This is a genomic window from Janthinobacterium foliorum (assembly GCF_978021625.1).
In genome coordinates, this window is sequence record NZ_CDXDQE010000013.1 from 61,364 (window position 1) to 85,485 (window position 24,122).

Here is a 24,122-nt window from a genome sequence, read left to right on the forward strand (position 1 = left end):
GCGTGGCCTATTTCGCCACCGCCTCCGCCGCTGCGGCAGGCACGGCGACAGGCTCCAATTTACCACCATCGAGCTTGGTCACCACGGGCGACTTCCAGGGGCCGGCGATCTGCATGTGATAGGTCAGCGCCTTCATCACGGGCGCGCGCAGGAACAATTGCGCCAGGAAGCTGCCCAGGCCGATGACGGGATTGACGGCCAGCGCATACACGAGGGGGCCCGTGCCCAGGTTAAATTCGGGAATTACCACCACGTGCAAATTCGTCGTTTCATTGGCGATATCCGCCTTGCCATCCATCAGCACGGTCGCCGCCACGCCATGCATCTTGAGGTTATCGGTCGTCACCACCCCACGCTTGATGCTGGCGTTGGCCGTGATGCCATCGAAGGCCAGGCCTTCGGAAAACACATCGTGGAAATCGAGTTTCAGCAAGCGGGGCAAGGCTTGCAGGCTGAGCACGCCCAGCAGCTTGGCGGCGCCCGGGTCCTGCTTGAGGAACTGGCCCGATTCCACATTCATTTCGATCTGCCCCGACAAGGTGGGGATGTCGAGCGAATACGGCAAGCCATTCCAGGCGATGTCGCCGCTCAGGCGCCCCTTGCCGCGGCGCACGGTGTCGACGAAACCAAAGCGGTCGAGCAGCTTGCCCGCATCGACGATATCGAGGCCGAAGCGCAGGCTGGTCGTGCTCTGGCCATCCTTGATGACCCATTTGCCATTGCCGCTCAGCGCGCCATCGGGATTCGACAATTGCAGCTTGCCCACTCTCCACTCGCGTCCGCCGGCCGCCATGGTGTTATACGCCTGCAACTCCAGCCGGCCGATCTTCTTGTTGAACAGTTCAAATTGCTCGGCGACGATATCGAGCGACGGGATCGACTGGGCGGCACTCTTGCCTTCAAGCAGATTCTTCACATCGTTGGCGGCCGACTCGGGAATGATCAGCGAGGACAGGCGGGCCGTCATCTTGCCCAGGCCGGACGGCGTTTCCAGCCACGTCACATAGCCGGACACCTGCTTCGCGTCGATATTGGCTTGCCATACATCTTTCTGGTGCGTGGCGCCCACCACCACGTTTTCCAGCTTGCGCTCGCCCAGCAACAGCTCGCTGGCGCGCGCCGCCATCATGTCGGGCACCACGTATTGCGCGATATCGGGCGCATCGCCGTCGGCAGCGCCTGCATCGGAGGGAGCAGTGCCGCTACCGGCAATTTCGCTGCCGGCGTCGATCCAGCTATCCACGTCCAGCGACTTCATATTAACGTTGAGCATCATGCCACTGTCCGGTTCCGGCGCCGGCACGTTCACGCCGATGCCGCCGCGCACCAGGCGCCACGCGTCCTTGCCCTGCTTCTGGCGCTGGTAGCGGGCCGCGATGCCGGAACCGAGGGCGATGCGGATCTCATCCGTGCGCAAACCTGCCGCATTCGCCGCATTGCCCGTCAGGGTGAATTTCACGGGCAAGCTGTCGCCCGCCGCCTTTTTCAGGGGCGCGGGGAAATCCAGCCCCAGCCCCGTCAGCGGCGACTCCACGTTCACCACCACCTGGTGGTCGCGCGCCGTGATCAAGCCGTTATAACGGGCGCCGCCATTCAAGTGTTTGGCCAGGCGCTGCAGCACGGGCGCCGGATACGTCTTGCGCAAGCCGTCGATGGTCATGTTGCCGGCAATCTTCACCTGGATGGAATTGTCCGGCTGGCTGCCGCCCGAGATGGCCAGGGGCCCGCCCAGCAGGCTGCCATTCAAGCCATTCAGATTGACGCCCTTCTCGTTGAATTCGATCTTGCCCTGCGTGCCCAGCACGGGCGGCATGTCGTGGAACAGCACCACGTCGTTGCCGGCCAGCTGCAGGCTGCCTTGCACCGTCGATTCCATCAGGCGCTCGATCGGCAGGTGCAGCTTCAATGCCAGCTTGGCATTGCCGGTGGCCGTCGTTTCATCCGTGAAATGCTCGATCCAGCCCAGCACGGGGCTGGCCGTCACGTATTTGAGGAATTCCTGCATCGGGCCGGCCGCATTGCCATCGATGTCGAGCAAGGTGTCGAAGACGGTCAGGTCGGGAATCACGGCTTTCACGTTGCTCAAGGCCACGCCGCCCGTGGTGGCCGTGTCGCCGCGAATTTCCATGCGCGCCCGCTCGAAAACAAAGCTGCCCTTGATCTTCTCCGCCTGCGGCCACAGCGGCGCCTTGCCGGCCAGCGGGCCGCTTTCGGCAAATTCGCCCGGCGCGTAATTCAAGGTGCCATTGTCGATCTTGCCCGCCACGCGGAAGTCGCCACGGTTGCGCTGGGCCGGCGTGGCCGCATTGAACGGGAAATGCTCGAGTTCGCCGCGCAGGCGCAGGCTGACGTCGCGCGCCACGCCGCCTTCCAGGGCGCCCGTCAGCCAGTGGCGCAGGTGTTCGGGCGTCTGCATGGGCAGGTAGCGGCCGATGGTGTTGATTTCGAAATTGTCGATCGTGCCCGTCACATCCACCTGGCCCAGGTTCTTGCCGTCGAGCGGCATGCGGTGCGAGCCATGCAAGCTGACGCGCAAGCCTTGCTGGTCGAAGTCCAGCTTGTCGAGCTCGACTTGCAGCATATTTTCCGCTTCAAACGCCCAGCGCGCCTGCATGGTGAATTGTTCGAACGGCATGGCCGGTTCGCTCAGGTAGGAAGGCAGCTGCAACACCAGGTCTTGCGCGGCGATGCTGATGGTGCCGCCCTTGTCGCTGGCATCGATCGTGCCCGTCAGGTGGTCAAAGCCGGGAATGGCTGGCGCGGCGGCCTGCGCGGGGGTGCTGGCCGTCTTCGCCACGGCCAGGCGCGCCGGCTGCGCATTCAGGCCCAGCTCGATGAGCTTGCCGCGTAGCCGGTAGCTGGCGGGCGTGGCGATATCTCCCTGCCATTGCGCGGAAAAGTCTTCCAGGCGCCCCCGTGGCGCCAGGGCTTCGAGGCGCTGGCGCTGCTGCTGGCCCAGCGGCAACTTGTCGGCCAGCGCAGCCAGCGTTTGCAGGTCGAGCGACTGGGCCGCGATCTCCGTCTGCGCCGGCTTGCGCCTGGTGGCGGCGATATAGCGCTCGGACAGGGTCGTCGGTGGCAGGCTGAGACCATCACGTGTTTCCAGCGCGAAATTCGTCAACTGCACCTGGTGCCCGTTCGCGCCGAAAGTAGGCTTGCCGTCCGGCACCTGCGCCGACAATTCTTCTTTGGCAGAAATACGACCGCTGACGGTCAGCAGGTCGAGCTGGGCGATATGCTCGCCCAGCTGCGCCTGTACATCCGTCAGGCCCACGTCCGCCGTGAAGCCGGCCAGGCGCGCATGGTCCAGGCTCAGCCAGGCACGCAGGGCGCCCTTGCCCTGGCTTAGTTCGAACGGGTAATCAAGGTAGCGGCGCCAGGCGGCCAGATCGGCATTTTTCAGGTCCGCATACAGCTCCCCTTTCCACATCGACACATCCGAGATACGCGTGCTGAAAGGCGGATGCACGAAGTGAGCGCGCACATCGATGGGCGCGGCGAGATTGGCGGGCGGTGTCGCCTGCAAGCCCAGGCGGTGGCTGCGCCAGCGGTTACGCAGCAGCAAATTGACCTGTTCCAGTGCCAGTTCGGGGGTGCCGCGCGCCTCGTCCGTCCAGCGCACCTTGCCGTCTCGAATGATGATGTCGTGCTGCGACAGCAGCCAGTCGGCGCCCTTGCCATCGCTGCCCTGGCGATTGTCGACCAGCACGCCGGCCACATACAGCTTGCCATCCTTGCTGCGCCGCACGTCCAGGTCGGGCCGCGTGATTTCCAGGGTTTCAAAGCGCACGGAGCCGAGCACGCTCCACCACGACACGGTGGCCGACACGCTCGGCAGGCTCAGCGCCAGGCGTCCCGTCTGGTCGCGCAGGGCCACATCGGCCAGAAACAGATTCGGCCGCACGCCATGCCAGGAAGCATAAATGCGCGCGATACTGACGGGATTGCCCAACGCGCGGCTGGCCGCCCGCTCGATATCGCCTTTGTAGTAATCGATATTCGGAAGGATGGCGTAGCGCAGGAACAGGAACAGCACGGCAAAGGCGAAATATGCCAGCAGCACGGCCTTGATGGCGAAACCCAGCACGTGGTGGGTGGCCAGGTTGGCCATGCGATAGGCGGCACGCAGCCGTTGCCAGCGCAGAGCCAATGGCACATGTTCTGTCACGCTTGCTTCTGGCGGTTTTTGCATCAATAAGCTAATAAACTGGCCTGGCGTCAAATAATGGCAAAAATCGTCTGCATTCGTGGCGCGCGCCTGCCTCCTTGCGCTTGCTTCTGAACAAGGCCTCCCTTACCATCGTCCGGGAGACCGCGCACTGCCGGCAGCAACCTCGCCGGCGGCACAATTTTACCGCATCCCTCGCCGTTCGCAGCCAAGTTACGCAAGATCCATGCACGAAGCATTCACGCAGCACTTACCGACACCGTCACCATGAGCCAAACGCCCCTGATTTCCGCCTCCCGTTTCCATCAACGCTGGCTGAATGCCGCTCCCGAACGCGCCGCGCAGGTGGCGCAACTGGTGCGCGCACCGTTGGACCAGCTCGATTTTGCCGCCGCGCTGGCCGGGCAGGCGAACGCCGCCACGCCGCCGCTGCCGGCCGAGCGGGCCATGCGCCGCCTGCGCAATCTGCTGGTCTGCGGCTTGATCGAGCGCGACCTGGGCGGCCAGGCCGATCTCAACGAAGTCGTCACGGCCATGACGGCATTTGCCGATTTCGCCATCCGCACGCACGTGGACGCCATCATGGCCGAGATGGTGGCCCAGCACGGCATGCCTGTCGGCGAGGAGTCCGGGCAGGAACAGGCATTGATGGTATTGGCGATGGGCAAGCAAGGCGGCGGCGAGCTGAATGTCTCGTCCGACATCGACCTGATCTTTGTATATCCGGAAGATGGCGACACGCAAGCGACCTTGCCGGGCCAGCGCAGCCTGTCCAACCACGAGTTTTTCATCCGTATGGGCAAGAAACTGATCGCCGCCCTGGCCGAGATCACGCAGGATGGCTTTACTTTCCGCGTCGACATGGCGCTGCGGCCGAACGGCAACTCGGGTCCGCTGGCCGCCAGCCTGGGCATGGTGGAGCAATACCTGATCGTGCAAGGACGCGAATGGGAGCGCTACGCCTGGGTCAAGGCGCGCGCCGTGACGGGCAACCCCGAGGATATCGCCGCGCTCGACGCCATCGTGCGCCCCTTCGTCTTCCGCCGCTACCTCGATTTCGGCGTCATCGATGCCATTCGTACCATGCACGGCCAGATCCGCGCCGAGGTCAACCGCCAGGAGCGGCTGCACCCGGACCGCAGCAACAACGTCAAGCTGGGCCGCGGCGGCATCCGCGAAATCGAATTTCTGGCGCAAGTCTTTCAATTGATACGCGGCGGGCGCGACGCCGAGCTGCGCGAACGTTCCACGCGGGCCACGCTGCGCACGGTGGCGGAAAAAGGACTGCTGGAACCCCCCATCGTGGAACAGCTGCTCGCTTCCTATACTTTCCTGCGCAACCTGGAACACCGGCTGCAATACCTGGACGATGCGCAGACGCACACCTTGCCCGCCAACGATGCCGACCGCCTGACCGTGGCGCAAATGATGGGCCTGCCCGACACGCCCACCTTGCTGGCCCGGCTGGAAGCGCACCGCGTCTTCGTCGCCGGCCAGTTTGACGAAATGTTCAGCGACAAGAGCAGCGGCACGCCGCCGGCCGACACGGGCATCGACCCGCAAACCTCGAACGAGTGCGCCGCCTCGGACCAGCAGGAAGCCATCGAGGCCCGCTTTGCCGCCCTGGGCTTCCATGAGCCGGCCGCCTGCGCGCGGCGCCTGCTGGCCACCTGGCAGGCGCCGCGCCTGCAATCGTTGCCCGAAGCGAGCCGCACGCGCCTCGTCGCCCTCGTCAATTCCGCCCTGCCCCTGATCACCGATTGCTCAGTGTCCAATGGGAACGCCAGCCAGCTGGCCACCCTGGGCCGGCTGCTCGATTTCCTGGAAGCGATCGCGCGCCGCTCGGCCTATCTGTCGCTGCTGACGGAATATCCGCACACGCTGGAAAGAGTGGTGCGCATGGTCTGCGCCAGCGGCTGGGCCGCCACCTTCCTCACGCAGCACCCGATCCTGCTCGACGAACTGCTCGATGAACGCATCCGCCACACGGTGCCGGACCCGACCGCGCTGGCGCTGGACCTGCAACGCCAGCTCGACGACGCCCCCGGCGATACGGAGCGGCAAATGGATATCCTGCGCGAAATGCACCACGCGCAACTGTTCCAATGCCTGGCGCAGGACCTGGCGGGCGACCTCAGCGTGGAAAAGCTGGCCGATTACCTGTCGCAGCTGGCCGACATCATCGTCGCCGCCACCGTGCAAGCCGTGTGGCAAACCATCCCCAGCCGCCACCGCGAAGTGCCGAAATTCGCCGTCATCGCCTATGGCAAGCTGGGCGGCAAGGAACTGGGCTATGTTTCCGACCTCGACGTCATCTTCCTGTTCGACGACGACGACCAGGAAGCGCCCGGCCTGTACGCCAAGCTGGCACAGCGTTTCATTACCTGGATGACCTCGCACACTTCGGCCGGCATATTGTTCGACATCGACATCGCCCTGCGCCCCGATGGCGCCTCGGGCATGCTGGTGTCCAGCGTGCAGGCATTCGAGCGCTACCAGAGCAGCGCGGCCTGGGTATGGGAACACCAGGCACTGACGCGCGCGCGTTTTTGCGCCGGGGATACCACCATCGGCAAGCACTTCGAACGCATCCGCGACACCATCCTGCGCAAGGAACGCCCGGAAAATGGGCCGCTCAAGGGCGAAGTGGTGGCCATGCGCAAGAAAATGCTCGATGCCCATCCGCCCCGCCCCGGCAACTTCGACCTGAAGCAGGATCCGGGCGGCATGATCGACATCGAATTCATGGTGCAATACCTGGTGCTACAGCATGCGGCGAAGTATCCGCAACTGACGGCAAATGCGGGCAACATCGCCCTGCTGCGCCTGTGCGGCGCACTGGGGCTGATCGATGCACAGCTGGCCGGCGCGGTGGCCGACGCCTATCGCGCGCTGCGCAAGCTGCAGCATCAGTTGCGGCTGCAAGGGCAGGATCTGGCCCGCGTGGAACCGGAACGGGTGCGCGTGCATGCGGACAACGTCACGCGCCTGTGGCAGGCGATCTTTCAGGAGCCTGCCTGACCCTCTTCGCCCGGCACGCTCCGTTGGAGCGCTGTCGCAAACTTACCACACAAAACCGGGCCGCCTGACGCCTGTCGCCAGCGGCCGGCGCGGCCATCAACACCACGCGATGGCGCCCTTACGCAGCGCCGCAATCACGCTGGCACCGTGCATTTTCCTATGGCGGCGCATATCGCCAGTACCAGGATATAAACGTCATCCCATTCCGCGTGGTGCTTCTTTCAAGAAAAATCCACGCGCGACGCGTATTTTATCCATACGCAAAAATAACCAGAATGTCTCCACCTGCCCCGTACCCGATCTGCACCGTGATCCGTACAAATGACGATCCGCATTCAATAATCGGCACCTATTCCCTATTCCCATCCAGCGTTTCTCCAGGCGGAACAAGACGCTCCGTCGCGCGAGCCGTTTTCCTCTATGGACGGGCATTGCAAAACAGCATTTTAATTTTCAAAACTGCAATTTAATCAACTAAAAACCATTCGCTCTGCAGCGATTATCTCGTCATTAATTAATTTCGCAATTTTTATATATTAAAAAAAATATCAAATTAAATAAAATGCAATACAACAAATTATATCAATTAATAATATGTGAGAAGTAATGCTCGGATTTCACAATCTGCAGCCATATTGTCTAGACAGGCTGGCAACAACGCCAGGCTAGCTGCGCCTTGAGAATTTTATTCAAGGAAAAGATTGGCACTGCTTTCATTGCCAGTCCCGGCCGCATGAAGTTTCATCTCCCACATCGTAAAAATTGTGCAGTCGCACAAAAAGATAATACAAATGCAAGTTGTTGTTATTTTTAGAGATTGCAACTATTAAATTGACTTGAAACTTGTGCTTATGTACAGTCGATTGTCGTAAAGTTTTTTAAAACATAACTATTAACTTACAACACAAGGGAATCGACAATGTTGAATGAAACAGTTCTAGCGCGCTCAGTCAGACTCATTTGCGCAGGCAGTATCGCGCTTACCATGCACTCCGCATTTGCCCAAACCGAAGAGGAAAACGTCACCAAGGTGCAAGTCACCGGTTCGCGTCTGTCCTCGCCAAATGCCGTATCGCCATCGCCGCTGCAAATCCTGACGTCGGCCGATATCGCCGCATCGGGTGCCACCAACTTGCAGGAACTGTTGCTGAAAAATCCAACATTGGGTACGCCAAGCATCAGCCGTACCAACTCCAACTTCCAGACTGCCAGCGTGGGCGTGGCCACGGTAGACCTGCGCAACCTGGGCACGTCGCGCACCCTGGTGCTGGTCAACGGCCGCCGCTTTGTCGCGGGCGTACCCGGCGAATCCGCCGTCGACATGAACACCATCCCGACCGACTTCATCGAGCGCGTCGAACTGCTGACCGGTGGCGCCTCTGCTGCCTACGGCTCCGACGCCGTCGCCGGCGTGGTCAACATCATCCTGAAGCGTAACTTCAGTGGCGTGCTGGTCGATGCATCGCTGGGCCAAAGCGATTACCACGATGACTCGAAGAAAAAGCTGGCAATCACCTTCGGCACCAACAGCGCCGATGGCGCCAGCAATATCATGGGCCACTTCGGTTACTCGAAGCAAGGCGCCGTGTATTCGCGCAACCGTCCTGACACGGCTGTCGACAATCAGTCGAAAGCGTTGGTCACCGGCGAAGCAAGCGACATCTTCTCGCTGCAAACGCCGTTCTATTCGGGTCTCGCACCGCAGGGCCGCTTCCTGTACGGCTCGGGCGCCACGGCTGGCAACTTTACCTACGACAAGGCCGGCAACGTCATTCCATGGAATACCAACGGCTCCGCCACCCAGGCAGCCACTGGCTTCAACCGCAATGAATACCGTACGATCGCCGTGCCGACCGAGCGCTTCCTGTTTGCCCTGAATGGCAACCATGCCTTCAACGAAGACCACAGCGCCTTCTTCGAAGGTACGTACTCGTCGACCAAGGTAACATCGCGCACCGAGCCTTTCGGCCTGCAGGCAGTCAACATTTTCCCAGGCGGCTCCGTCCCAACCGGCTCCATGGTCAATGGCGCTTTCGTGCGCAATCCACTGGTGCCGCAATACCTGTATGACCGCGCCACCGACACCGATGGCGATGGCATCCGCGATTACTCGTTCTCGCGCCGCCTGTCCGAAGTGGGCACGCGTGGCAGCACGGCGGAACGCGATACCTTCCGTCTGGCAACCGGCCTGAAAGGCACGATCAAGGAATGGAACTATGAAGCCTTCGTGTCGTACGGCAAAACCAAGGAAGCACAGAATTCGACTGGCCAAGTCAATGTCATGAGCTTCCGCAATGCGTTGCTGGCAATTCCTGACGGCAAAGGCGGCGTGCAGTGCGCGGACCCGATCGCACGGGCACAAGGTTGCGTACCGATCAACATCTTTGGCTACAACTCGATTTCGCCTGAAGCAGCGAAATATGTGGCTGCGCCAGGTTCGCTGATCACGTCGACCACGCAAAAAATCGCCGGCGGTAACTTGAGCGGCGAATTGTTCCAACTGCCTGCAGGTAAAGTCGGCCTGTCCGGCGGCCTCGAATGGCGCCAGGAAGAGTCGAGCAGCGTTGCTGATGCGCTGACGCAGGCGGGTCTGAACGCCGGCAATGCCGCGCCACCGACCTTCGGCAAATTCAATGTCAAGGAAGCGTACCTGGAAACCCTGGTGCCGCTGCTGAAAGACAAGTTCCTCGCCAAACAGCTGGACTTCCGCGCAGCGTACCGCGTGGGTGACTACTCGACGATCGGCCACACCAACAGCTGGAACACGGGCCTGGAATGGGCGCCAACGTCGGACGTGAAATTCCGCGCCACGCGTTCGATTTCCACCCGCGCGCCGAATATCAACGAACTGTATTCGCCGGCGAAGCAAACCTTCCCACCAGGCATCTCCGATCCGTGCAAAGGCGTCACCTTGACGTCCAACACGGAGTTCTCGGCAGGCTGCCGCGCGAATCCATCCGTGCTGGCCAATATCCAGGCAAACGGCGTGTTCACGCAAACGCAGTCTGACTTGCAAGGTATCAGCGGCTACGATCGCGGCAATCCCGAGCTGAAGGCGGAGCAAGGCCGTTCGACCACCGTCGGCGTCGTCGTGACCCCGCGTTCGATCCCCATGCTGAGCAAGTTCACCTTCACGGCGGACTACTTCGACATCAAGATCTCGGACGCCATCGTCGATACCCCGCGCCAGTATGCCCTGAGCCAGTGCTACGGCGGCGGCAATCCGGCCTTCTGCAGCTTCATCACGCGCCGTACGGCCACCAGTGGCGGCAACAACATCGGTACCCTCAGCTACATCGATTCGGCATCGTCGAACAGCGGTGGCCTGGGCACCAAAGGTGTCGACTTGACCGCTTCGTGGGTGGATATGGTTGGCCCAGGCCGCCTGAGTGCGAAGATCCAATATACCTACGTCAAGGAAGGTTATGTGATTCCGCTGAAGGGCGAAGACAAGGATCCGTTTGCAGGCGAAGTTGGTGCAGCCAAGAACAAGGCCAACTTGAACCTGGCCTACAAATGGGGCAGCTTCGGCATCAGCAGCACGACGAACTTCATCGGCCGTTCCGCGCTGGATGACCAGTTCCTGGCACAGTTCGACCTGCCAGCGAACTCGGTGAAAGTGGGCGCGCGCACCTACCAGGACTTCCAGCTGACCTTCGACGTGAAGAAACAGATGCAGTTGTACCTGGGTATCGACAACGCCTTTGACACCGTGGCGCCACCGATCTACAGCGGCTTGCCAGGCAATTCGACTGGCACCAACACCGATGCGGGCACGTATGACCCGATCGGCCGCCGCTACTATGTCGGCCTGCGCGTGACGCTGTAATCCGGCTTCGGATGGAGGGCGTCAGCGCCCTCCATCCTCGCAACAACGGCGCGCCACGGTGCGCCGTTTTCTTTTCCGCAGAAGAAAACACAGGGAATGGATATGAAGAAATTATTACTGTTGCTGGCAGTCTGCGGTCCAGTCCTGGCGGACGATGCGGCGACATTGCAATGCCGCACCTTGAAAGACGGCCCGGCCCGGCTGGCATGCTATGACGCCATGCCCGTCGGCGCCGCACCAGTTGCGGCGGTGGCCGTGGCGCCCATGACGGTGGAACAGCAAAAGCAGGCATTCGGCATGGAAGGCAAGCAAAAGCGGGCCGCCGACGCCGTATCGGCGCCGCCATTGACTAGCCTGAGCAGCCATATTGCCGGCAAGTTCGAAGGCTGGCAGCCAGGACAAACCATTACCCTGGCCAATGGCCAGCGCTGGAAAGTGGTCGACGGCAGTGATGGCGTGGTGGTCGGCAAGGATTTGAAAGCCACCCTCGTGCGCGGCATGCTGGGCGCCATCTATCTCGACATCGAAGGAGCATCCCGCTCCCCCAAGGTGGTGCGCATCCAATAACGGGCCAGCCTTGACGTTTTCATCGAAGATATTCGACGTCCGCGGCAGGGCGTATGATGGAGGTCCCTGCCGCGTTGACGAAGGAAACCTGCCCCCATGCCCTTGCACTACCTGTCCCGCCTGAGCGGCGCGGCGCGCGACACGCAAGCCAACCTGCAGCTGGGCTGCGTGCTGGCGCTGGTGGCCGGTGCCGTGAACGCGGGCGGCTTCCTCGCCATCGGCGGCTATACCTCGCACATGACGGGCATCGTCTCCGGCATGGCCGACGACCTGGCGCTGGGAAACATCACGGTGGCGCTGGCCGCGCTGGGCGCCTGGCTGGCCTTCGTCAGCGGCGCGGCCGTGACGGCCATCATGGTGAACTGGGGCAAGCGGCGCCGGCTGCACAGCCAGTTCGCCGCCAGCCTGCTGCTGGAAGCGGCCCTGCTGTTGCTGTTCGGCCTGGCGGGCAACTACCTGGCCGCCATGCCCGACGTGCTGGGCCCCGTCACCATCTTGCTGCTGTGCTTTGTGATGGGCTTGCAAAACGCCATCATCACCAAGATCTCGGGCGCCGTCATCCGCACCACCCACGTGACGGGACTGTCCACCGACATCGGCATCGAACTGGGCAAGATGGCCTATTACAACCGGCGCGCCTTGCCGGACCGCGTGGTCAAGGTCAACCGGGGCAAGCTGAGAACCCACAGCCTGCTGATCGCCTGTTTCTTCATCGGCGGCGTCAGCGGCGCCCTCGCCTTCAAGCATATCGGCTTTCCTGCCGCCACCATCATCCTGGCCGGCGTGCTGAGCCTGCTGTCCGGCGTGCCCGTGCTGCGCGACCTGCGCCTGCTGTGGCGCTTCTACCGGCGCCGCCTGCGCGCCCACACCCTGCATTAGCATTGGCAGAAATATTTTTCTTTATAGCAATATTTTATTGGTTTTAATGCTAATATTTTTCTGCGCCCGGCGTGCTCATCATGCATGCCTTGGCGGCCTTTTGATTTGACACCCTATCGTTGTCCAATTTTGAAAGCGAGAAAAATGATTTCCATCAAAAAAGCCCTGTTTGTCTTTGCCGCCGCCGTCGGCATCGCCGCCTCGTTCTCCAGCACGGCCGCCGTGCGTTCCTGGGTCCCGTCGGAAAGCTGCAACTACATCCTGAACAGCTGCTACCAGGGCAATCAGGAAGCCTGCGAACTCTGGTACAACAAGTGTGCCAACGACGGCGCGGAATAAGCGCCCGCCTGTCGGCAGACGAAAAAAAACGCCCCGCAGGGCGTTTTTTCTTATGCGGTCAAGAATTACTTGGCCGACATCAGTGCCACGGTGGTGTCCAGCATGCGGTTCGAGAAACCCCACTCGTTGTCGTACCACGACGACACTTTCACCAGGCGGCCCGAGACTTTGGTCAGGGTCGAATCGAAGTTCGACGATGCCGGGTTGTGGTTGAAGTCGATCGATACCAGCGGTTCGGTCTGGTACGTCAGGATGCCTTCCAGGGCGCCTTCCGAAGCGGACTTCATCAGGGCATTGACTTCTTCCACGGTGGTGTCGCGCTTGGCGATGAAGGACAGGTCGACCAGCGATACGTTGATGGTCGGCACGCGGATGGCGAAGCCGTCCAGTTTGCCATTCAGCTCAGGCAAGACCAGGCCAACGGCGGCGGCAGCGCCCGTCTTGGTCGGGATCATGCTCATGGTGGCCGAACGGGCGCGGCGCAGGTCTTCATGCATCACGTCGGACAGCACCTGGTCGTTGGTGTAGGCGTGCACGGTGGTCATCAGGCCCGTTTCGATGCCGATGGCGTCGTTGAGCGGCTTGACCAGCGGTGCCAGGCAGTTGGTGGTGCACGAGGCGTTCGAGATGACGGTATCCGTCGATTTCAGCACGGAGTGGTTCACGCCGAACACGACGGTGGCGTCGACGTCCTTGCCGCCTGGTGCCGAAATGATGACTTTTTTCGCGCCACCCTTCAAGTGCGCCGACGCTTTTTCTTTGGTGGTGAAGAAGCCCGTGCATTCCAGCACGACGTCCACGCCCAGCTCGCCCCATGGGATTTCAGCCGGGTTGCGCTGTGCGAACACGCGGATCGGATCGCCATTGACGATCATGTTGTCGCCTTCGACGGTGACCGTGCCGGGGAACTTGCCGTGCGCGGTGTCGTAGCGGGTCAGGTGGGCGTTCGATTTGGCATCGCCCAGGTCGTTGATGGCAACGATCTGGATATCCTGTTTCTTGCCGCCTTCGTAGAAAGCACGCAACACATTACGGCCGATGCGGCCGTAGCCATTGATTGCAACTTTGATCGTCATACTCTGCTCCTGATTGAATAGAAAGTACTTAGCACATTAAAAAATCTGCTCGCCGCCGCGCCCATCTGCGGGGCGCTGGCGGCGGAAACGAGTAGGTCGATTACCCGGCGATCACGGCTTTTACTTTAGCCACGACGTTGTCGACCGTGAAACCGAAATGCTTGAACAGCACGCCAGCCGGAGCCGATTCGCCAAACGTGTCGATACCGACCACGGCGCCTTCCAGGCCCACGTATTTGTACCAGAAGCTGGTCACGCCCGCTTCGATGGCCACGCGCGGCACGCCTTTCGTCAGCACGCTGGCCTTGTAGGCGGCGTCCTGGCGGTCATACACGTCGGTCGATGGCATCGACACCACGCGCACGTTGATGCCTTCCGAAGCCAGCGCGCTGGCGGCGGCCACGGCCAGTTCCACTTCGGAACCGGTGGCGATCAGGATCGCCTTGGCGTCGGCCACGTCGTTGAGCACATAGCCGCCGCGGAAGATGTTCTCGATCTGTTCGGCGCTACGCTCCTGGTACGGCAGGTTCTGGCGCGAGAAGATCAGGGTCGACGGACCATCCTTGCGGCGCACGGCGGCGCCCCAGGCTGCGGCCGACTCGACGGTGTCGCACGGACGCCAGTTGTCCAGGTTCGGGATCAAACGCATCGACGAGACGTGCTCGACCGATTGGTGCGTGGGGCCGTCTTCGCCCAGGCCGATCGAATCGTGGGTGAACACGAAGATCGAACGCAGCTTCATCAGGGCAGCCATGCGCAGGGCATTGCGGCTGTAGTCGGAGAACGTCAGGAACGTGGCGCCAAACGGGATGTAGCCGCCGTGCAGGGTGATGCCGTTCATGATGGCGCTCATGCCGAATTCGCGCACGCCGTAGTTGATGTGGTTGCCCGGCTGGCCCGAACGCACGGCCACGCACTCTTTCCAGTTGGTCAGATTCGAACCGGTCAGGTCGGCCGAGCCGCCGAGGAATTCCGGCAGGGACGAGGCCAGCGCCTGGATGGCATTCTGGCTGGCCTTGCGGGTGGCGATGTTTTCTTTCTTCTCGACGCAGGAAGCGATGGCGGCGCTCAATGCCGCTTCAAATGCCTGTGGCAGCTCGCCCTGCATGCGGCGCGACAGTTCCGCGGCTTGCTGCGGGAATTCCTTGCCATAGGCGGCGAAACGCTCGTTCCAGTCCGCTTCCAGCAGGGCGCCCTGCTCTTTCGCATCCCAGGCCGCGTACACGTCGGCCGGCATCTCGAATGGCGCGGCATCCCAGCCGATGTATTCGCGCACGGCAGCGATTTCCTTGTCGCCCAGCGCGGCGCCGTGGACCTTGTCGCCGCCTTGCAGGTTCGGCGAACCCTTGCCGATGATGGTCTTGCAGCAGATCAGGGTGGGCTTGCTGGCGGTCTTGGCGGCGGTGATGGCGGCAGCCACGGCGGCAACGTCATGGCCGTCGACGGCACGGATGACGTTCCAGCCGTACGCTTCGAAGCGGGCCGGGGTGTCGTCCGTGAACCAGCCTTCGACCTTGCCGTCGATGGAAATGCCGTTGTCGTCGTACAGGGCGATCAGCTTGTTCAAGCCAAGGGTGCCGGCCAGTGCGCACACTTCGTGCGAAATGCCTTCCATCAGGCAACCGTCGCCGACGAAAGCGTAGGTGTAGTGGTTGACGATGTCGTGGCCAGGCTTGTTGAATTCAGCGGCCAGCAACTGCTCCGACAGGGCCATGCCGACGGCGTTGGCGATACCCTGGCCCAGCGGGCCGGTGGTCGTTTCCACGCCTGGCGTGATATCGACTTCCGGGTGGCCCGGGGTTTTCGAATGCATCTGGCGGAAGGCCTTGATGTCATCCATCGACAGGTCGTAGCCCGTCAGGTGCAGCAGCGCGTAGTGCAGCATCGAGCCATGGCCGTTCGACAGCAGGAAACGGTCGCGGTTCTGCCATTTCGGGTTCGCGGGATTATGGCGATAGTGACCACTCCACAGGGCAACTGCGATCTCGGCCATGCCCATCGGCATGCCTGGATGGCCGGAGTTGGCCTTTTGTACAGCGTCCATTGCCAGTGCGCGGATCGCATTGGCCATTTTGGTAGTCGGGAGCGTAGTTGTCATGATGGTGTGGGTCAGTCGCGAGTTTGGGATTCGTTTGCAACAGCGCGGACAGGGAAGCCGGCTGCTTTCTGTAGTCAACTATTTTACCAGACTGGGGGGCGGCAAATTAGAATTGCGCCGTACTGGCGCGCCAACTCGCTATACTTTAGTGTCATTTCACCCCACTTTTGCCCCATTTAGGAATTGCATGCCGCGTTTTTTCTGCCCCCAGCCGCTCGTCGCCGGCACCACCATCGACCTGCCTGACGCCGTCGCCCACCATATCCAGGTCGTGCGCCTGGCGCCGGGTGATCTCATTACCCTGTTCAATGGCGAAGGCGGCGAAGTGCAGGCGTGCCTGGTGACGGTGGCCAAGCGCAGCGTGACGGCCGAAGTGCAGGCGCACGTGGCGCGCGAAGCGGAGCTGCCCTACGCCGTGACCCTGGCGCAGGCGCTGCCGGAAGCGTCGAAGATGGACTGGATCATCGAGAAAGCCATCGAACTGGGCGCGGCCGGCATCGTGCCGCTGGCGGCGCAGCGCTGTGTCGTGCGCCTGTCCGCCGAACGGGCCGAGAAGAAGCTGGCGCACTGGCAAGGCATCATCGTCTCGGCCTCGGAACAAAGCGGGCGCAACCGCCTGGCGCAACTGGCGCCCTTGCAGGACGTCAACAGCTGGAGCAAACAGCAAGATTTACACAAGCGCATCATCCTGACGCCGCGCGCGGAACAGTCGCTGGCCGACTGGGCACGCCACCAGCCGCCGCAGGCCGTGACCCTGATGGTGGGGCCGGAAGGCGGATTTTCCGACGCGGAAGAAAAGGCCGCGCTGGCGGCCGGCGCCATCGGCCTGTCGATGGGGCCGCGCATCCTGCGCACGGAAACGGCGGGCCTGACGGCGCTGGCCGCCTTGAACGCCCTGTGGGGCGGCATGTAGCAAGCAGCCAGCGGCCGGCAAACGCCGCAATCCATCCCTCCCAGCCGCTCTGCCCGCGCCGCCGCGCGCTTCCAGAAATCGCTTTCCATGCAGGCATAAAAAAACCCGCCAGGCGAACCTGGCGGGTTTTTTTCAGACTTTCATCCCAGGCTCCTTGCGGAGCGCGGCATTAGAAGGACTGGTTGTAACGCACGTAGACGAAACGGTCGATAGGCACGTTAGGATCGACAGCCGACGAGGAAGAAACGCCGACGCCTTGGCTCGTTGCTGCGTACATCAGGCGTGGAGCGCGGTCAAACAGGTTGTTCGCGCCGACCGAGATCTGGCCTTTCCAAGGCGTTTTGTACGCCACGTTCAGATCGAAGTAGGTGGTCGAACCACGCTTGTTGTAGCCGCCGCCGTCATAGCTGACGCCTTGGTCGTCAGGATTCGAGCATTGGACCTCGGAATCCAGGCACAGATCCTTGACGCCGCTGGTGTAGCGCGCGGTCAGGGTCGAGCTCCAGTTGCCCATCATCCAGTCCAGGCTGATGTTCGATTTCAGGCGGGCGTAGGTGAATTCGCCTGCATACTCTTGCCAATCCGTGGTAGCGCTGGCTTTTTGCTTGAACGAACGCAGGACGGTCGATTCCGTACGGACAGCGAAGTTACCATATGCCGTACGTGGCAGGCGGTAGCCCAGGCCAATGTCGAAACCTTCGGTCGACAGTTCGCCCTTGTTGATCGTGCCGCGCGACAGGCCGGTGATGGCGCCGGTCGAGTTACGGACGACATCGCCGCAGTATTTTTGAATATTTTCAACGACACAGTTGCTGATGACTTCAGCAGCGGTCCAACCGGAGATCTGGTTTTTCACGCTGATCTTGAACCAGTCCAGGGTAGCCGACAGGCCTGGCACGAACGATGGGTTGTAGACAAAGCCCAGGGTCTTGGTTTTAGCCGTTTCTGGCGTCAGCGTATCGTTACCTACGCCGGTCTGGAAAGGCACGGTCGACTGTGCGCCGGCGGCAGGTACCGCGGCGCCGGATTGTGCCAACTGACGATAGCCAATAGGTACGCCGGTGGCGGCGCAACGTTGAGCAACAGCTGGATCGCGTGCGGCCAGGCCCCAGCGGCTGTCGCATGGATCGAGGTAGGAGTCGAAGCTTTGACCGCCGCCACCGAAGGTATCGCCCAGTGCAGGTGCGCGGAAGCCTTCGGCCCAGGTACCACGGACCAGCAAGTCATCAACCGGTTTCCACATGACGCTGACTTTGCTGTTGGTCGTCGAACCGAAGTTGTCATAGTCGGAGTAGCGCGAAGCCAGATCCAGCGACAGCAGCTTGGCGAAGCTTTGGCCTTTCAGCAGAGGGATGCTCGCTTCCAGGTAAACTTCTTTCACCGAATAGCGGCCTTGGGTCGAATTTGCAGCCAGATCGGTCGAATAACCGGACTGATCGAACTGGCCCGGACGGTCGTAGCCGCGCACGTCGCGCTTCTCGATACCGCCTGCGAAGCCAACTGCGCCAGCTGGCAGGGTGAACAGCTCACCGGAGACATCCGCCGTGATGCTGTTGACCGTGCTGCCGTAGGTGCCTTGGCCGTTAGCCGAAACGTATTTCCACGCTTCCGGGTTCGATACGGATGGGCCGCCCAGGATGTTGAAAGGCGTACACAGCGAGAATGGAACCGGATTCGCTGCCGTACCGCACTGCACCTGGCCTGCCGCGTTCATGAACGATGGACCCAGGGCTTTCTTCAGGTTCAACAGATTCAGGTTGCCGGTGCTCAGGTTTTCGCCCTTGAGCGAGTTGTGGTTATAGCCAGCGCTCCAGCTCCATGGCAAGCCGCGCAGCGTGAATTCGCCTTCCAGGGTTGCATCGATGTGCAAGGTCTGGTTGTTGTTTTCAGTGATACGCGGCTGCTCGATCGTGCGGCGGGCAAAGTACAGGTCCTGGCCGTTGCCGGCACCGGCGACTTGGTTGCCGTATGGATTGAAATAGCTATCCTTGTCGATATACACCGGGAAATTAGGCTGCGACAGGCTGTTCAGCGGATAACCGGCGATCTGGCGCGTCGAGCTGCGCTCGGCGTACATGGCCGTCGTCGTGAAACGCACGTCGCCTGGCAGTTCGATCGTACCCTTGGTAAAGATCGAGGTCAGCTTGGTCGGCGACTGGAACATCATCTGTTGCGACGAGTTGTATTTGTCGTCGTCCGAGTTGGCGAAATTATGATAGTTCGCCGGGTTGCGCGAGTCCGCGCCCACGCCGCTGCCATCAAAGCCGCCGGTGTGGTTCAGGATCTTGTTGAAACCGCCATTAGCAGCAACGGTGTTGCTGGTGCCGGCAGCAGTGATTGGCGTGATGCGGCCCCATGGCGCAGCGCCAAAGCCCGCGCCGAAGAAGTCACCCGTACCGTAGCTTTGCGAAGTGATGTCGCGCGTCTTGGCCCAGACGGGCTCGGTCTTGCTGTGCGAAATGCCAAACATCATCGAGGCTTTTTCGCCATTCGCGCCATACGACAGCGAGTAGTCTTCGGTCTTGCCGTCGCCTTTTTCGTTGATGCCCTTGTAGACGCTGATCTCGGCGCCTTCAAGGCGTTTTTTCAGGATGATGTTGACCACGCCCGCGATCGCATCGGAGCCGTAGATCGACGATGCGCCGTCTTTCAGGATGTCAATACGTTCGATCATGGACGCGGGGACGGTCGACATGTCGGTATAGCCATCAACCGACTGCGTCCAGCGCTTGCCATTGACCAGCACCAGCAGGCGATTGGCGCCCAGGTTGCGCATGTCGATGTACTGACCGCCTTGTTCGCGGTTCGACGTCAGGACGGCGCCCTTGCTGAAGGCTGGCGTACCTGCCGACGTCATCTGGTTCAGGATATCGCCAACAGTGACCAGGCCGGTAGCCTGAATCTGCTGAGCAGTAATCTTTTGGACAGGTTGCGCGGTTTCCAAGTCAACTTGGCGAATGCGGGAGCCGGTGATTTCGACGCGCTGCGGGGCCTCAGCTTGCTCTTGGGCAAATGCTGTAAGCGAGTTCAATGCCATCGCTACTGCTACGGCAATCTTGGTGCGTTGATGCATAAGTTCTCCGATTTGAAATACTACCTACTGATCTAGTCAGGCTCTTGTAAACATAAAATTATGTTTAATGTCTTTCTTCCCGCGCCGTCGGCCGTGTATCCAACCGTTTATCACTTTATGAGCGAGCCAGCGTCGTTACTATGACATTACGCCATCAAACCACTTTCAAAGCAGCACTGTCAATAATAGTCAAAAATGAATTCAACCCAGAAACAACACTTTTTTTGATACCAGTGTTTTAATTTGCGTCTCAAAAAAAAATTGTTACACTGATTAAAAAATTCATCTGCACCAGCGCGGTGCGGCTGGAACTTGCGCGTGGTTTATCCGCCATTTACTGGTGCACCAGGATTTCATGCCGAAAATGCGCCGCGGCGCCCGCCGATACTAAAAAAAACCCCACTGGCGTTGACGGAAAATCAGATGCCGCGCCGCTGCAGGATTCCTTGCGCACCAAACTGGCGCACGGCAGAGCGGCCATTCCTGCGCCTCGCCAGCGTGACGCAGGGAAGCCGGTGCCTGGCAACCAGCCGGCGGCAGGGGTAAAAATCAGCATGTTGGAAAAATACAACAAAACAAACTAAAGCTATCAAAACTTCATTTTTTGCTCTACATTACGTTCCAGCTTTCAAAGAAGTAGTCTCGTTGTAATGCACCATCCACATTGATCGGATGCGTATATTCCCGAGTATAGAAGTTATTTTTAAATAAACTATTGTAATTCTTCGAATTCCACGAAAAGCCATTCAGATATTCCTCCGGATATTTACTCCATCCCGTCTTTCATTTCCGCGACCACCCGCATCAATTAGCGCCACATTTACACGCGCACCACCTCGATTCATTTAAACAGGCCATTTAAAAATATCGCCATGATTCATTGCCGGCCAATGCATCAGGCACGCCATTTACTTTGCGCCGCCATTTACGAGCGGCAGGACCGCCATCGCATATCGCTCCGCCACGCCGATACCCCCAGGCGGCCGCGCCCCGACACCTGCCGCGCCTGCCGCAACCCACCGCACTGCAGGTAAAATAGCGTCCTGACGGCACTGCGCACGCGCTGCCTCACAGACTCTCCGCTAGATACGGAGCCCGGTAATTTTTAAAAAGACACACCATGTTGCGACTCAACGAAGTAAAACTCCCCCTCGAACACGACGAAGCGGCCCTGCCCGCCGCCATCCTGGCGCGCCTGGACATCCCCGCGGCCGACCTGACCGGCTTTACCGTCTTCAAGCGCAGCTACGACGCGCGCAAGCGCAGCGCCGTGGTGCTGATTTACTCGCTGCATGTTGAAGTCAAGAATGAGGCGGCCGTGCTGGCCCGCCTGCAACACGATGTGCACCTGATGCCCGCGCCCGATACCGACTATAAATTCGTCGCCGGCGGCGAACAGCTGGCCGGCCACAGCAATGAGCCGCGGCCCATCGTCATCGGCACGGGGCCCTGCGGCCTGTTCGTGGCGCTGATCCTGGCGCAGATGGGCTTGCGTCCCATCATCCTCGAGCGGGGCAAGCAGGTACGCGAGCGCACGGTCGACACCTTCGGCTTCTGGCGCAAGCGCGAACTGAACCCGGAATCGAACGTGCAGTTCGGCGAAGGCGGCGCCGGCACTTTTTCCGACGGCAAGCTGTACAGCCAGATCAAGGATCCGAAACACTACGGCCGCAAGGTCCTGACGGAATTCGTCAAGGCCGGCGCGCCGGAAGAAATCATGTATGTGAGCAAGCCGCACATCGGCACCTTCCGTCTGGTCAAGATGGTGGAAGAAATGCGCGCGAATATCGAACAGCTGGGCGGCGAATACCGCTTTGAAAGCAAGGTGGTCGATATCGACATCGTGCCCGGCGCCGACGGCGGCCAGGTGCGCGGCGTGGTGCTGGCCAGCGGCGAAACCATCGCCAGCAACCACGTGGTGCTGGCCATCGGCCACAGCGCGCGCGACACCTTCGAGATGCTGCACAAGCGCGGCGTGTATATCGAGGCGAAACCGTTCTCGATCGGCTTCCGCGTGGAACACCCGCAGTCCTTGATCGACAGCTGCCGCTTCGGCCCCAGCGCCGGCCACCCCATCCTCGGCGCGGCCGACTACAAGCTCGTGCATCACGCCAGCAATGGCCGTTCCGTCTACAGCTTCTGCATGTGCCCGGGCGGCACGGTGGTGGCGGCCGCATCCGAACCGGGCCGCCTGGTAACGAATGGCATGAGCCAGTATTCGCGCAATGAGCGCAACGCCAACAGCGCCATCGTCGTCGGCATCACACCGGCCGACTATCCGGGCGACCCGCTGGCCGGCATCGCCTTGCAGCGCGAGCTGGAAGAACGCGCCTTCGCCCTGGGCGGCGGCAACTACGATGCGCCGGGCCAGCTGGTGGGCGATTTTGTCGCCGGCCGCGCCTCGACGGAATTTGGCAGTGTCGTGCCGTCGTACAAGCCGGCCGTGCACCTGACGGACCTGGCGCCGTCGCTGCCGGAGTACGCGATCACGGCCCTGCGCGAAGCCTTCCCAGCTTTCAACAAGCAGATCAAGGGTTATTACAAGGCCGACGCCGTGCTGACGGGCGTGGAAACACGCACGTCCTCGCCTATCCGCATCAAGCGGCGCGACGACGACCTGCAGAGCCTGAATACGCGGGGATTGTTCCCGGCTGGCGAAGGCGCCGGCTATGCGGGCGGCATTCTGTCAGCGGCCGTCGACGGCATCAAGGTGGCCGAGGCCGTCGCCCTGTCCATCGCCAAGGCATAAGGCCGTCATCAGGCCGCCAGTGGCAGCCTGATGTGGATATGGCAGCCGGGAGTGCTGTCGATGGCACATACCTGGCCGCCCAGCTGCTGCACGATGGTGTAGACGATATGCATGCCCAGGCCGGAGCCGCCCTGCCCCCGCTTGGTGGTAAAGAACGGCTCGAACATGTGTTCGCGCACGGCCGGCGCCAGGCCGATGCCGTCATCGGAAAATTCCAGCAGCAGCCATGGCAAGGCGCCATCGTCCGCAGCCGCTTCGATGCGCGCGCGGATCAGGATGCGCCCCGGGCCGCCCTGCGGATAGCCGTGGCGGGCGCTGTTCATCAGCAGATTCGAGAGGATCTGCGACAGCTTGCCGGCCGCCAGGCGCACCTGGCAATCGGGGGCAATGTCGAGTTCCACACCGAGCGCGGCCTTGCGCAGCTCCGGGCTGTGCGCCGATACCAGGCCATGCACATAGTCATGCAGCGCCAGGTCGGCCACGTATTCGCTGACCTGGTCCACGGCCAGCTGCTTGAAGTTGCCGATCAGGTCGGCGGCGCGCGCCAGATTGCGCTCGATCAAGGCGGCCGCGCCCTTGAGCGACTCGGCAATGTCGATCAGCTCGGCGCGGCTGACCTTGGCGCCGCCGAGCAGCTGCACCAGCTGGTCGGCATAGCTGCCCATGCTCGACGCCGCCGTCAGGGCCACGCCGATGGGCGTGTTGACTTCATGCGACACGCCTGCCACCAGCGATCCGAGCGCCGCCATCTGCTCCTGCTCGATCAGGTTGGCCTGCGCCGCCAGCAGCGATTCGGTACGCACGCGCACGATTTCTTCCAGCTGCTGCGTGCGCTCCTGGTGCTGCAGCTCGGCAGCACCGCGGGCCGAAAAAATCGACAGCAGCAGCAAGGCCAGCAAGCGCTTGTTTTCATCGATGGGGCGCGTGTCGATGGCCGACAGGATGCCCAGGGTCTTGCCATCCGTGTCGATCAGCGGCATGCCGACATAGCTTTCCGCGTGCATGTCGACCAGCAGGGTATCGAAAGGAAAGCGACGCTGAATGTCGCTGCCATGAAAACACATGCTCTGGCAGGTGACATCCTGGCAAGGCGTATGCTGCAGGCTGTATGCGATATTCGGCTGATAGCCGTCGCCGCCCCACAGGGCCAGCGTGCGGATGCCTTCGCTGCCGTCGTCCATGCGGATCAGGCGCCCGGCGATCACGTAGTGCACGTCCAGCGCTTCGGCCAGGTCCTTGACGAGAATGCGCAGGAAGTCGTCGCCCCGGGCACGCGCCGTCGAGGCCGTGATCGAGCGCAGGGCCGCTTCCGCCAGGGTGCGCCGCTGCTCGGGATCGAACAGGGGTTCTTGCGAATTCACATCAAACAACGGAATACTCATGAATGCTCCTGCGCAGCACGGGAAGCGC

13 protein-coding genes are annotated in these 24,122 nt (G+C 61.4%); 8 read left to right on the plus strand and 5 right to left on the minus strand.

Translation table 11 applies throughout. From position 1 onward, the window contains the following. Positions 1-7 precede the first annotated feature (7 nt). Positions 8-4,168 carry a YhdP family protein gene (locus ACZ92H_RS22925; protein ID WP_465051143.1) on the minus strand — a complete coding sequence of 1,387 codons (4,161 nt, stop codon included), beginning with the start codon at positions 4,166-4,168 and terminating at the stop codon, positions 8-10. A 267-nt stretch (positions 4,169-4,435) separates the two neighbouring features. Between ACZ92H_RS22925 and glnE the strand changes: the two genes are divergently transcribed. From glnE to ACZ92H_RS22950, 5 genes are all read left to right on the plus strand, one after another. After that, the gene (gene glnE, locus ACZ92H_RS22930) at positions 4,436-7,189 is read left to right on the plus strand and encodes a bifunctional [glutamate--ammonia ligase]-adenylyl-L-tyrosine phosphorylase/[glutamate--ammonia-ligase] adenylyltransferase (protein WP_465051144.1); all 2,754 of its coding nucleotides are present in this window, start codon (positions 4,436-4,438) and stop codon (positions 7,187-7,189) included. Positions 7,190-8,174: 985 nt separating this feature from the next. Further along, positions 8,175-11,018, plus strand: a complete 2,844-nt coding sequence (locus ACZ92H_RS22935) for a TonB-dependent receptor domain-containing protein (RefSeq protein ID WP_465051145.1) — start codon at positions 8,175-8,177, stop codon at positions 11,016-11,018. Positions 11,019-11,120: 102 nt separating this feature from the next. Continuing rightward, on the plus strand, positions 11,121-11,585 hold the full coding sequence (locus ACZ92H_RS22940) for a hypothetical protein (RefSeq protein WP_465051146.1): 465 nt from the start codon (positions 11,121-11,123) through the stop codon (positions 11,583-11,585). 96 nt (positions 11,586-11,681) lie between these two features. Next, positions 11,682-12,464: a YoaK family protein gene (locus ACZ92H_RS22945; RefSeq protein WP_131374169.1), complete on the plus strand. Its 783-nt coding sequence runs from the start codon at positions 11,682-11,684 to the stop codon at positions 12,462-12,464. Positions 12,465-12,608: 144 nt separating this feature from the next. Then, a complete protein-coding gene (locus tag ACZ92H_RS22950; protein ID WP_465051147.1) occupies positions 12,609-12,803 on the plus strand; it encodes a hypothetical protein in 195 nt (64 codons plus the stop codon). Between the two features lie 65 nt (positions 12,804-12,868). Here ACZ92H_RS22950 and gap read toward each other — a convergent pair whose 3' ends face one another. Then, positions 12,869-13,879, minus strand: a complete 1,011-nt coding sequence (gene gap, locus ACZ92H_RS22955) for a type I glyceraldehyde-3-phosphate dehydrogenase (RefSeq protein WP_046685413.1) — start codon at positions 13,877-13,879, stop codon at positions 12,869-12,871. A gap of 100 nt (positions 13,880-13,979) precedes the next feature. After that, positions 13,980-15,977 carry a transketolase gene (gene tkt / locus ACZ92H_RS22960; RefSeq protein ID WP_465051148.1) on the minus strand — a complete coding sequence of 666 codons (1,998 nt, stop codon included), beginning with the start codon at positions 15,975-15,977 and terminating at the stop codon, positions 13,980-13,982. 187 nt (positions 15,978-16,164) lie between these two features. On the opposite strand from tkt, the gene ACZ92H_RS22965 reads away from it, so the two are divergent. Next, positions 16,165-16,890 (plus strand): 16S rRNA (uracil(1498)-N(3))-methyltransferase, encoded by a 726-nt coding sequence (locus ACZ92H_RS22965; protein WP_465051149.1) that lies wholly within the window; start codon positions 16,165-16,167, stop codon positions 16,888-16,890. Between the two features lie 169 nt (positions 16,891-17,059). Here the strand turns inward: ACZ92H_RS22965 and ACZ92H_RS22970 are convergent, their stop codons facing one another. Then, a complete protein-coding gene (locus ACZ92H_RS22970) occupies positions 17,060-19,963 on the minus strand; it encodes a TonB-dependent receptor domain-containing protein (protein WP_465051150.1) in 2,904 nt (967 codons plus the stop codon). 446 nt (positions 19,964-20,409) lie between these two features. On the opposite strand from ACZ92H_RS22970, the gene ACZ92H_RS22975 reads away from it, so the two are divergent. After that, entirely contained in the window at positions 20,410-20,547 is a 138-nt protein-coding gene (locus tag ACZ92H_RS22975) for a hypothetical protein (protein WP_465051151.1), read from the plus strand. Positions 20,548-21,083: 536 nt separating this feature from the next. Then, complete coding sequence (locus ACZ92H_RS22980; RefSeq protein WP_131374179.1) at positions 21,084-22,712, plus strand: NAD(P)/FAD-dependent oxidoreductase; 1,629 nt, start codon at positions 21,084-21,086, stop codon at positions 22,710-22,712. Positions 22,713-22,720: 8 nt separating this feature from the next. On the opposite strand, the gene ACZ92H_RS22985 is transcribed toward ACZ92H_RS22980, so the two are convergent. Then, complete coding sequence (locus tag ACZ92H_RS22985) at positions 22,721-24,094, minus strand: ATP-binding protein (RefSeq protein WP_465051152.1); 1,374 nt, start codon at positions 24,092-24,094, stop codon at positions 22,721-22,723. Positions 24,095-24,122 lie beyond the last annotated feature (28 nt).

Coding starts and splice junctions, on each gene's coding strand:
- ACZ92H_RS22970 (WP_465051150.1), bottom strand. CDS start 19,963: ATGCATCAACGCACCAAGATTGCCGTAGCAGTAGCGATGGCATTGAAC.
- ACZ92H_RS22950 (WP_465051147.1), top strand. CDS start 12,609: ATGATTTCCATCAAAAAAGCCCTGTTTGTCTTTGCCGCCGCCGTCGGC.
- ACZ92H_RS22965 (WP_465051149.1), top strand. CDS start 16,165: ATGCCGCGTTTTTTCTGCCCCCAGCCGCTCGTCGCCGGCACCACCATC.
- ACZ92H_RS22985 (WP_465051152.1), bottom strand. CDS start 24,094: ATGAGTATTCCGTTGTTTGATGTGAATTCGCAAGAACCCCTGTTCGAT.
- glnE (WP_465051144.1), top strand. CDS start 4,436: ATGAGCCAAACGCCCCTGATTTCCGCCTCCCGTTTCCATCAACGCTGG.
- tkt (WP_465051148.1), bottom strand. CDS start 15,977: ATGACAACTACGCTCCCGACTACCAAAATGGCCAATGCGATCCGCGCA.
- gap (WP_046685413.1), bottom strand. CDS start 13,879: ATGACGATCAAAGTTGCAATCAATGGCTACGGCCGCATCGGCCGTAAT.
- ACZ92H_RS22945 (WP_131374169.1), top strand. CDS start 11,682: ATGCCCTTGCACTACCTGTCCCGCCTGAGCGGCGCGGCGCGCGACACG.
- ACZ92H_RS22935 (WP_465051145.1), top strand. CDS start 8,175: ATGCACTCCGCATTTGCCCAAACCGAAGAGGAAAACGTCACCAAGGTG.
- ACZ92H_RS22980 (WP_131374179.1), top strand. CDS start 21,084: ATGTTGCGACTCAACGAAGTAAAACTCCCCCTCGAACACGACGAAGCG.
- ACZ92H_RS22940 (WP_465051146.1), top strand. CDS start 11,121: ATGAAGAAATTATTACTGTTGCTGGCAGTCTGCGGTCCAGTCCTGGCG.